This is a genomic window from Stenotrophomonas maltophilia group sp. P373, assembly GCF_053295075.1.
In genome coordinates, this window is the sequence record NZ_CM129994.1 from 2407733 (window position 1) to 2420278 (window position 12546).

Genomic DNA, 12546 nt, shown 5'->3' on the forward strand with positions numbered 1-12546 from the left:
CACCGTTCCCTGGCGGCTGGCCCGATGCTGTCCGTTCTTCCTGGTCAGTCCCATCCACGCATGGCGTGGATCTACTGCCGGCCGCGATCGTGCCGACCAGGGTCGGCACCTACCTGCGCTGCGTGCCGTCGTCGCGGCTGGCCTGCGGGAACTGGAATGCGCTGTCGGCGTCGTAGCCGCTGTTGGCGGTAGTGCCGCGCGCCGGCGGCGCTACGCTGCTGGTACCGCTGCCGAAGCCCAGGATCTGCACGCTGATCACCGACGGCTGGTTGCGCCGTGCGTCGTCCTGGCTCTTGCGCATCACGTCCTGTGCCGCCTGGCTGGCGCTGTTGGCTGCCGCACTGGCCGCGGCCAGCGCATTGACGTTGACCGATGCCAGCACCGGCAGGCCCTTGCTCTCGCCCTGTACCTGGATGTTGGCCGCGTTGAGCACCTGCAGCGCGGCCAGATTGATGTTGCCGGAGACGCGTATACCGGCCTCGCCCGCATCGATGGTGCCCAGCGGTGCGATCAGATCGACGTCGCCCGGCGGCACTTCGGCGATGGGGTTCAAGGTCGCGATGCCAGCACCGCTGGCCGGGGCCTGCGGGGACAGGATCACATTGCCCCACCCGTCATAGACGCGGCGCGGTGGCGTGTACAGCAACGTCGTGCGCGAACCACGACCAGCATTGATGTCACCCTGCTCCGACCACGCCAGGATGTCGCCGCCGAACGTGGTCATCACCCGCGACAGGCCCAGCAGCACGCTGTCCTGGCTGAACAGCCGGATATCGCCCTGCCCTTGGGTCACCAGTCCGGCACTGGCCGGGGGCACCACGCCCTGCACACCGATCACGATCTGCCCACCCGGCGCCATCAGCTCGATGTTGCCACCCGCTTCGGTGCGCACGCCGGAGCCACCGTACATCACGATATCGCCGTAACGGTCGATCGTCGCGCCGGTCGCAGCCTTGTCTGGCATCAGCGTGGCGATGGCCTCGCGCCCACGCAGGTAGGAGCCGAAGCGGGGCCCTTCTGCATCGGTATATTCCCGTCCACCTTCGCGCAGCTCGGCGTAATAGACCTGGCGCAGGAAGATGTGCTGCTGTTCCTGCGGCAGCGCATCGAAGGCAGCCAGCGCCCCGTCGCCGTCAGCAGCCACGCCGAAGCGCTGCTGCAGCCACTGCGTCAGTTCCTGGTCGTAGACCTTGACTGCCTTGCCCGGCTGCGACGCAAGCGATTGCGCGGGATCGGCAAGGTTGTCGGGGTCCAGATAGCGGGCACGCAGGGCCGCGTAATCGATCTGCTGGTTGCCGGCCGTCAGCGCGATGCTGGCGCCGGGACGGGTGTCGCCCTGCACGATGCCACCGAGGCTGACGATGCTGCCCGCATCCTCCTGGCGCAGCTGGCGGCCGGCACTGATCTCGGTGTTGCCGGGGCCGGCGATGGTCGCGTTCAGATGCACGATGTCGCGGCCCGCCGCCGCCACCGTGATATCGGTGGGCGCGGTGTTCAACGCGGTCATCGATACCCCGAGGATGTCCCGGCCTGCCCGCAGTTGCACGGCACCGGCGGCCTCGAACCAGTTCAGCTGGGTGCGCTGCCCCACGTTGGGATTCAGCGTGCGCCGGGCGCCGCCGGACAGACCGATGATGTCGCCCTGCACCGCGTAGAAGCGGCTCGGCGCCAGGGCCGCAGACACGGTGGACAGCGGAGTATTCGGACCGAACGCAAACAGCGGAAGCGACGCGTCCGGCGATGCAATGTTGCCGTCGACCGACAGGTTGTGCCGCGAGCGGGTCACATTGCCGCCGGAATCCCCCTGCTGGGCCAGGAATGCGGGGTCGAAGGGTCCCGGCAGGCGCGCATCCGCGCCCGAGCGCGCGATCTGGGTCGCGCCACGTTGGGCGAAGATGCTGCCACCGGCCAGGACGTCCAACCGTCCCGTTGCCGAGGGTGCCAGCAGGATCACATCCTGCGTCCCCGGCGTGGCGCTGATCCGGTCCAGCTTGATGTCGCCCTGCGCAGCAATGGCGCTGAAGCGCGAAGGATAGAGCCAGTAATTCAGCAGATCATCACCACCACGCACAACAAGCTGGACCTGCTCGCGCCACAGATTGCTGCCGGTCACGTTATCCGGCCCGGCGAGGCCTGGCGCGAGGTCACCACCGGCACTGAACAGATCCACGGCCGTGCTGGCGGTCCACAGGGAAAACCACGTGCTGCCTGCAGCGCGCGCGCCATCATCCTGCAGCACCGCGCTGTAGTTGGCCAGCGGCACCCGGCCTGCATCGGCGATCCCGCCGAGCACCACATCGCCCCGTGCCTGCAGCTGCGCGACCGCATCGCCCAGCACCAGCACCGGTCCGCCCATCGCGCGGGCGGTGTCGGGCGCAAACAGGTCTGCGGCGCGCTGCTGACGCAGCGTCGCGTAGTTTTCCAGGGTGACGCCCATTGCACCGATGCGCCCGGCATCGAGCTGCAGGCTGCCACGCAGATTGCTGAAGGTACCGTTGAGATCGAGATTCTGTCCCGCCCTGGAGGGATTGAGGCTGGAGATCGTCGCCTGCAGATTCGGATTCAGTGCGCCACCGATGCGCAACCGCAGGTCGCCGCCACCGGTCAGGTGCAGCTGGCCATTGCTGACGCGGCCGGTCGATCCCACCGCCGCGATGATCGCGCCCGAGCGTGGTGCGCTCAGCGAGCCCAGCGCGTCGCCGATCGGATCGCGGACGCCGGCATTGCGCCCGGCCTCAAGCGTCAGGTCGCCGCCACCCAAGGTGCCGAAGCCGGTGAAGCCGACCATCCGCGGAGAGGCGCCAGCGGCAGCGGACACGTTGGTGTAGGTACCAAAGTTCACCCACCAGCTGGTCGGCACCGGCTCCACGCCGGTGGTGCTCCCGGTTCCCTGCCGCCACAGCCAATTGCCGACCGCGGCACTGGAGTACAGCGCCCAGTCGCGCTCGCTGGTGCCCGACTCCGCGCGCGCGGTCCAGGCGTCGCCGACGATATCGCGCCCGGCTTCGACCCGCAGGTTGCCACCATGATCGGGATACCAGGCCTGGTAGCCTGCGATCGCTGCGTCATAGCTGCCCGGCACCAGGTTCGGCCCCAGCAGTGCGGTGTTCCAGGGAGCCGCTGCACGGGGCGAATTGAAGGCAGCGTCGTGGCCCCCACCCAGCGCGGTGGGAGTGCCGGCGGTGTAGACACCGAAGCCTGACTTCATCACGACGTCACCGGCAGCGAGCAGTTCCATGTCCCCCTTGCCGGTGCGCAGCACGCTCCACGCCGGCGTGCCCGCGCGCTTGCCGTAGGTAGTCACTTCGGTCTGCGTGCCGCCGCCGGCGCAGTAGGTGGGCGCGGTACTGCAGAACTCGTCTTCGGTCATGCCGAACATCGCGGCGAAGTCCTTCGCAGGGGTGCCCACGTAGGTCTCGTCACCCCAGTAATCCAGCGAGCCCTGCGCGGCCACCTGGCGGGGTGCCGGGCCGCAGTAGTCGGCCGACATCGCGCAGAACTCATCTTCGGTGAAGCCGAACATGTCAGCCAGCTCTGCGATCGGGCGGCCCGCATAGGACGTGTCGCCGATCCAGTCCAGCGATGCCCGCTCGGTCAACGCACGATCACCCACCCAGATGATCTCGGTCTTGACCGTACCGATCGAGCCCTGGTGGGTATCGGCCAGCACCACGCTGCCTTCGCTGCCCCAGCGCCGGCTGCGTGGATCGGCCGCCCCGGCATCGGCACCGGCAACCACGGTCAGGTCCCAGGAGGTGGTGCCCTCGGCCAGCATCGGCGCCAGCGCCCAGTTGCGCCCCTGGTTGCCGTTGGCATCGGCCGGCCTCAGATTCACCGGCGCGTCGCCGGGCAGCTCCACCTTGGTCAACGAGGGAATGTACGCGCCCACCTTGAGCGCGACTTCCCGTGCCAGGCGCAGCGCAACCGGCAACACCGCGCCGGCGGGCCACTCCTGTGCCGCCACCTGTACCGCACTGCGCAGGCGGAAGCCGGCTCCCAGCCGCGCACCTGCCGCCAGCACCAGCGGCTCCTGCAGCACGGTGCCCGCCGCCAGCGTCTGCCCGGAGTCGGTGGTCACTGCCGCACCCAGTACAGTACCCGCGGGCAGGCGCAGATTCTGCGAGATCACCATCGGCGCGGGCAGCACGGTACCAACCGGAAGCGTTACCGATTCGACCGGCACGTCGTAGTTCAGGCGGGTGCCGGCCTGGAACTCGGTGCCGGGCTGCAGCTTCACTCCGTCCACCGGCACCACCAGGCCGCTGCCGAAGGGGGTGTGCCCGGCGCTGCCATTGCGGCCCTCATACAGCTGCCAGCCCCCCTCATCCGGCGTGGACGGCGGCGGTGCGAAGCCATCGTTGATGCTGCCGTAGACGTTGATGTTGCCTTCGGCCCGCAGCACCAGCGAGGCCGATTCGCCGAAGCCACGCCGCGATGGATCGGCGCGGTTGGCTTCGGGCCCGTAGCGGTAGCCGGACAGATCGATGTCGCCGGCAATGGTCAGGTCGCCGTCCGGGTTGGCGTCGCTGCGCCGCGCCACCACCTGCACGCCGGGACGAAGGCGGACATCACCCAGCGCGCGGGTGCGCTGCTGCAGGTCCGGGTTGCCCAGCGCACCATCGATCCACGCCACGCTGTGCGGATCGACCACCTGGTCCAGCCACTGCTGGGTCACCAGCTGCGCGCGGTTGCCGCGCACATCAGCGGTGCTGGCCAGGGGCGCATCGTCGTAACGGCGGACACCATTGAGCTGGATGTCAGCCGCGCCATCGATGCGCAGGCCATTGGCCGCGGCAATCGCCGCGTCGTTGCTGCCCACCCGCGGCACATCGATCTTCAGCGAGCCCCGCGCCATGCCGTCGTTCTGTCCAGCGCCGTCGCCGACGGCCACGCCGCTGCCGGCACGCAGGTCCAGGTGCGCCGCGCTGCCCAGACCCACGGCGCCTTCGGCGCTGCCCAGCGTGATGGTGGCCCGGTTCGGACTGTCGATGATCTTGCCATGGCTGTCCACGCGCAGGCCGGTACCGTGCGCGTCCAGCGTGCCGTCCACCTGCAACTGGTCGCGGGCGTACAGGCGGATGCTGCCGACCTGCTCGCCGCTGGCATCGATGCGGCCGGCCACGGTCAGGCTGCCCGCGTCGACACTGATGTCGACCCGGCGCGCCTTCACTTCGTCGCCGATCCGAAGATCGCCTTCACCGATCTGGAAGCTGCGGCCGCCAACGACACCGCCGGCGGTCAATCGCTGGTTGAGGCCGGCGAAGTCCTGCAGCTGACGTGCCCGCACCACAAGTTCACCGCCGTCGTAGGGCACCAGCGTGCCGCCGGCATCGTAGCGGCCACTGGCGGCACCCTGCAGAAAACCGGCCAGATCGGCTTGGCCGGCCATTGCGGTGACCGTCATGCGCCCGCCGCGGTTGTTGCGGGCGGAAACATCGATGCGGGAGGCCGCATCGGTGCGGATGTCACCCGTGTCGCTGGACAGCAGGACATCACCGCCCCAGCTGAACTTGTCCACGTCGTACAGCGGGACCTTGCGCCCGGCCAGGTCCAGCGCCGCCCGGCCGCCAAGCGTGATGCCCTCGCGCGCGCTCGCCGACAGCCGTCCTGACGCCAGCGCGATCGTGCTGTCCAGCGTGATCCGGTTGGCGTCGATGCTCAGCTCACTGCCCAGTGCATCGCCACCCGCCTTGCCGGTGCCTCCGTGCAGGCGGAACTCGCCGCCAGTGCGCACGCGCAGCTGCGCGGCGGGATCGGCGGTCAACAACGAGGTATCGATGCCGAGGCTGCCTCCGCTGTACTGCCAGCCCTTGTCGGCCAGATAGTCGCCGCGCTGCTGGAACACGTCCAGCGTGCCCTGCGCGGAGAACGACAGCTGCTCCGAAGCACTCAGGTTCAGCGCACTGAATCCGAGCACCTGCCGGTTCGCAGGTACTTCAGAGCTGGGACGGCTGAATGGTGCCCGCCCCAGCTGCAGCTGGCGGGTGACGAGGTCCAGCTGCCCGGCGCCGAGCCGGTCCACCATCGGATCGGCCGGCGGCACCGACGCGTCGCTGCCCGGCGCCTGGCTCGCCGCCAATGCGCCGTCCCAGACCAGCGTGTCCACCAGGATGCGCGCACGGTCGGTCGCCGCGCCGTAGCCGCGGATGGCCTGCGCACCCAGCACAAGCGTCTGCAGGCCACTGCGGCCGGTGGCACTGTCGCGCGCGTCCAGGTCGACGCTGCCGAACACGTTGACAGACTCCCGCGCGACCAGGCTCAGCGTGTCCAGCGCCGGCGCGCCGGTGGCATCATTGCCGCGCAGCAGTTGCTGCAGCACGGACTGGTTCATGGTCATGCCACTGGGCAGTGCCCCTGCCGCAGCGGCCTGTGCGATCGCTTCGGCACTGCCGAGGTTCAGCGCCGCCATGCTCAGGCCGAGCTGACGGGTGCCATAGCTGACCGAGTCGCGCATCTGCAGCGTGCCATCGGTCGCTACCGCGATGCTGCCATCGGAAACCAGCCGGGCCTGGCCGTCGCACGCCGCCTGGCACCCCCCGATGTCGATCGCCACCGGACCGGCCTCCACGCCCGTGGTGCCGGTGATCAGGTTCAGGCGCTGGTTGGACACCGCCAGCAGGCCGCCGGAGACCTGGTAAGGCAGCGTCGCGCTGGCACCCGCGTTGGCGGTTGCGAACGGCAGTGTATCGAGGGTCGCACCGGCCTCGACCAGCACGCCGCTGCCACCGGAGGCCGCTGCCACCAGCACTTCCGGTGCGTTCAGGGTGACGCCGGAACGGATCGCCACACTGCGCGCCTGGCCGGTCACCGCCACCTGCGAGGCCTCCTGGCTGAACTGCCCGCCGATGATCATCCGCGCCGGCAGGAAGGCATTGAGCGCGTCGTCGCTGAAGGTGGCGCCGCGATCACGCGCCTGCGATTGCGCGCTACCGTCAACGATCTCCAGTGAACCGACCGCCGGGCTCGCCAACGTGGCTGCCAGCGTGCCGCCGCGCCCATTGTCGGTGGCGGCGCCGAACCGCGCGGTGCCGGCGAAGCGGATGGCAGGCGTGTCTGCACGACCTGCACCTTCGCCCAGCGCTAGGGTCAACCCGAGCGCATCGATGGTCTGCCAGCCACGCGACTCGCCGCGGCGGTCGGCCACCGACTGCGCGAAGCTGTTGTAAGAGGTTTCGTTGTAGCCCGAGTGCCGGCGTACCACTGCGGCGGGCGTCAGCAGGATGTCGGTGAGCAACGGCGAGATTGCCGCGCCCAGCGCCGTGCGCTGCTGCCCGGACACACGCCAGGTGCCGGTGCCGGTCGCAATCGGTTGCACGATGCCAGAGGTGCCGGTAGCGCCCAGCTCCACCCGGAATGCACCGGGCTGCAGCGCATAGCTTGCCGGCATCAGCGTGTAGGTGCCGGCCGCCAGGCCGGGCACGCCAGCCGGCACGGTGATCTGCTGGCCCACCGCCGGAGCTGAGAATCCTTCTTCGCCGCTGGGGGCGAACGCCCCGGCGCGTCCCGGTACGATCGCGTACACCGGGTTGCCCGACGCACTGAACGCGTAGCGCGGATTGGCGTCGGCCAACGCCGTGCGCAGCACGTCGACAGAGCCGCCGCGCCCGGACACGAAGGCCGCACCGGTCAACTCACCACCGCCGGACATGTCCAGCAGTGCCCCCGACGCCACCTCGATCTCGTTGGCCTTCAGGGTCACCCCCATCGAGGAGATGCCGGCCGGCGTCAGCGAGCTCAGGCTGCGCGTGCCTACCCGCCAGTCGACACCATCGACGGTGCCACCATAGGGCAGCGACAAGCCGGCACCGCTGGTGGAGGTAACGCTGCCTGGCAGCAGTTCCACCCGGCTGCCGATGGTTCCGTTCTGGATCAGGCCGCCCAGCTGCAGCGTGCCCATCGGCGCCTGTACGTTGCCGCCCTGCTGCACCGTGGCGGCCACCAGGCGAAGCGTGCCCAGCGCCGATTCCGGCGCCGGCTGCGTGGCCGCACCTGTGCCGTGGATTCGCAGCACGGCAGCTGGATCGGCCCAGTAATCAGCGGTCTGCACGGTCTGCGCCGAAGCGCCGGCCACCAGCGTGCCGACCGCGCCTGCGGTGGGGTACAGGCGCGCAGCGGTGACGTCCATCGAACCGGCCGTCATCAACGCGCTGGTGTTGCCACTGCTGGCAATGCCGTTGGTCAGGCGCACGTCGCTGCGGCTTTCCAGCGCCACGTGGTCGAACCCGGGCAGCCAGGTGACGTCGCGGATGTCGATCAGCGCGGCCTGCACCGCCAGCGCGTGATCGTCCGGCCCGGCCGAAGCGACCGCCGCAGTGCCCTGCAGGTTCTCGCCCGCCAGCTGGCCCCAGCGCGCCTGCGCCAGGCGGACGTAGGGCGCACTCAGCCGCAACGCCGACGACGGCCCGGCATCCACGGCCATGCCCAGGCTCGAAGTGCCCTGGCCATGGATGCGCAGGCTCTGGGCCAGGCGCAGGTCGACATCGCCAACGGCGCGGATGTCACCGAACACGGACAGGTTGTCGAAGCCGCCCGCCTGCAGCTGCTCGACCGACAACGCGGCGTGGCCATACTCCAATGCGGCCGGCAGTGGCTGCACCGGTGCGCTGTGCTGGCCGAGGGTGATCGCACGTGCCCGCAGTACCTCCTCGCTGGCGCCACGTGCATGGATGCTGCCGCCGAAGGCCAGCCCAAGCGTGCCACCGCGTGCGCCGGCACCACCGGCGGCCGCGTCCATTCCGCCCTCCAGATACAGCGCATTGGCCGAGCGCAGCACGATCTGCCCGCCGTCGCTGTCCACGCGTACACGGCCTTGGCCGTCGATATCCAGCTCGGCCGACGCCCCCCGCGCCTGCAGGCGCGCGCCGCGTTCGACCACTACGAACGCTTCCGGTGGTCGGTTGTCGACGAATGCTGCGGTCTCCCAGTCCAGCGCCCCGCCAATCTCAATGCGTCCACCCGCGCGCACCTGCCCGCGCAGGCGGCCGCTGGCATCGGGCAGCGAGATCGCGTCCGCATCGGCATCCAGCAGCGCGCCTTCGGCGAAACGCCAGGTGCGTTCGGTGCGCTGCCCCGCGTACAGCGCATCCTGCGGACGCACATCGTCGATCACGATGCGACCGCCCTTCGCACGCAGTGTGCCTTCAACATCGATGTTGCCTGCACCCAGCAGCGAGATCGTCTGCCCTGGATCGACCGCCACCAGTGCATCCTTGCCGACCCGCAGGTCACCGCCCACGCCGTTGCGGTCCGAACGCAGGCTGATGCTCGCACCGGCGCGCTGGCTGACGCGCCCGTTCGACGGATCGGCGCTGTACAGCGGCGCATCCCATGCCGCCAGTGCGGACGCCCGATCGGTTGCCGTCTGCGCGTCCTGGGTCATGCGCAGGCCTGGCAGGGCAGCGACCAGCCGCGCGCCGTCGGCCACCTCCACGCCTTGGTGGCCATTGATGTCGTATTGCGCGAAGCCACTGCCGAACAAGCCGGTGTCCAGTCGTAGCGATGCGCCCGCCGGGTCCGCATCGCCCACTCGAACGCGGCCACCGGTTCCCAGCGAGAAGGCACCACTGCCCTGTCCTCGGCCACTGAACCGGCTCCCCTCACCCAGCTGCACCCGACCACTGCCGTCGGTCGTAACCGTGCTGCTGTTGGCCTGCAGGCTGACGCTGCCCCCTTTGCCGATGCGGGCCTTGCCGCGCAGGTCCAGCGCGGCGCCGGCCTCGACGTCCACCGTTGCCTCGGCGCCCACGACCACGTCATGACTGTTGCTCAGGCTCAGGCGGCCGCCATCCGTCCAGGCACCGCTGGCGTCGAGCGGCATCGGCAGTGATGCGTTGCTCCATTCGCCGGAGAGATCGATCCGCGTGCCACCGGCAATGGCGGTGCGGGCGCGGCCGTCGTGCAGCAGCGCCGTCGGCCGGCCCTGGACATCCAGCAGGTTGCCCGCCGACAGCTGGCCGCCAGCAATGCCGATGTCGCCTGCCAGTTCGACCTCGCTGCCGGTCAGGTTGAGCTGTCCACCTGCCTGAAGCCGAAGGCTGCCGTCGATGCGGATGCGATCGGCGGTCGCCAGGTCGATCCGTCCCCATTGCTGGGCACTCAGCGCTGCGATATCCAACCACACCGTGTCACGCCGCTCCTCGTTGATCGGAGCCAGCAGCGACCACGCCGCCTTCGCCGGAGCCTTGTCATCCAGGCGCACATCCGAGCCGAACACACCACTGCGGCCCTGGCCGTCGTAGCGCCCCAGGTACAGCTGCGCATTGCGCGCCACTGCCGTCTGCGCCTGCGCATAGCCATCCAGCGCGGCCTCCGGCCTGCGGTTCTGCTGCGCGCCCTGGAAGGTGGTCGTCTCAACCTTCCCATCCAGCACTGCGGTCGGTGCGGAGACGATCAGCCGACCTGCATCGCGGCCGACGGTGTATCCGTTATCGACACGCTGCGCTGCGAATACGATCGGATCACGGAAGGTCTCAGTGATGCCCCAGCGCTCCTGCTTTACTTCATGGCCGCTGTACAGGCCATCGAACAGCATCTCCGCCGGCGCCTCATCAAGGCGGTAGACCTGGCCGTCGACGCCGCGCACCCAGCTCTGCCGGATCACGCCGCTCTGCACATCCAGGCTGCCGCCGGCAAGGTTGATGCGTGAGCCACCGTTCGTGATCACTTCCCTGCCACCCAGCAGGACGGTGCCTCCCTGCGCAGCCCATTCGCCGATCGAGTGCCCCTGGTTGTCGAGGTAGCCACCCACCTCCAGCAGGCCGCCTGCAGCGTACCAGCGCTCCCCCTCGTAGCCCCCGGTACCGGCCGGAACGTGGACCAGCCTGCGGCGATCGACCCAGACTTCACTGCTGGTCAGCTTGCCGCTGTCGCGGTTGTCCAGGGCATCGCGCAGTTCGTTGCCCTGCACCTTGACCTGGACATTGTTGCTTTCCATCGACACCTGCACGCCCACTGCGCCGGACACGTCCACGCGCGCGGCGTCGTCTACGTAGCTGCGGGCCGCCGCATCGGCGATGATCTGGCCGCCCGTGGCAACCGTCAGCGAATCCCTGCTGAAATGGATGTTGCCACCCGAGACGATCTCCACCCGCGACTGGTCCCGGCGATCATTGTGCTGGGACAGATTGTCGAAGGTTGCCGAGCGCGCGCCAGCGCGGATCGCGTCCTGCTCTGCCGACTCCTTGATGAGGCTGTCGCGCTGCGTATCCAGCACCGTGGCCTTGCCATCGTCCTCGATCAGCACCGCCGTAGTGGCGCCATCGGCCAGCGTGACGCTGCTGCCGGCATCACTGGCCGAGGCCAGAAGATGCACGGTGCCGCGCTGTGCGAGCGTGGTGCTGGCCACGGCCACACCGGCCTGCTCGACGCTGCGCCCGGCCAGAGTCACGTCACCCTCAAGCGCGCGCAGCAGGCCGGTGTTGCGCACGCTGCCAGCCGTGCTGCCGGCGATGAAGCGCGGCGCGATCTCATTGCCCCGGGTGGTGGAGCTGGTGTTGGTGGCCGTACCCACGCCGCGCCGGATCACGAAACTGTCTCCCGCAGCGAGCTGCACCTGGCCCTTGCGCGCCTCGATATGGCCAGCATTCTCCACGCTGTGCCCGGCCAGCAGCACGTAGCCACCGCCGCGCGTCGCACTGGTCGGCTCATGGGTCGCGATGCGGGCACCCTGCTCCACCATCACCTTGCCGAATGCATCGCTGAGCGTGCTGCTGCTGGCGTCGGGGCTGTACAGGCCATTGTCGCGGAACTGCGCATCGCTGATCCGTGCTGCAGCCGCCAGCAGATTGCGTACATTGACCTGGCTGTTGTTGCCGAACACCACGCCGTTGCGGTTGGCCACGAACACCGTGCCATTGGCCTTCAGCTGGCCCAGGATCTGGCTGGGCCGCGCCTGAGGATCGTTGACGCGGTTCAGTACTGCCCAGTCAGGGTGCTGCAGGAAATTCAGCGTTGTGTTGCCGCCGATGTTGAAGGTCTCCCAGTTCAGGATCGCCTTGTCCGCGGTCTGCTCGACCGTGACCTGCACCCGCCCGTCGCTGCCCTGCGACTGGATCGCCTCGCGCGCGTTGAGCCAGCCACGGGTCAGCGGATTCTGGTCGACGCTCAGGCCGTCCTTGCCGAGGCCGTCGGCAACGACGAAGCCAGCTTCGCGGCGCGCCTGCCGCGCCTGTTCCTGCAGGCGCTGCTGCAGGGCAATCGCCTGCGCCGCCGTGCCAAGATTGTCGATCGACTGCTGCAGCTTCTGCCGTGCTGCGTCCTGCTGCTGGGCCGGCAACTGGAACTGGATCGGCACGCCGTTGGGCATCCGGCCACTCTGTGCCGCGCTGCCCTGGGCCGCGCCCCGTTCGGCGAACCAGCCCGGACTGAACGCCTGCTGCGCCTGGCTGGCCGGGGCCACCATGCTCCCCAGTGCGACTGCGATGGCCCACGCCATCGGATGATTGCGGCGCATCGACGCGGCCGGACGAACAACGGACGGGAGCGGGTGCGACATCGGAACCTCATCAACCTGGTGGGCCGCGGCTGCGGCGACGATCGGGGAGGCAC

General features: G+C 69.4%; 1 protein-coding gene. It reads right to left on the minus strand.

The window, feature by feature from the left end:
- Positions 1-109: 109 nt before the first annotated feature.
- Positions 110-12493 carry a filamentous haemagglutinin family protein gene (locus tag ACSYHF_RS11220; RefSeq protein WP_447575654.1) on the minus strand — a complete coding sequence of 4128 codons (12384 nt, stop codon included), beginning with the start codon at positions 12491-12493 and terminating at the stop codon, positions 110-112.
- Positions 12494-12546: the final 53 nt, after the last annotated feature.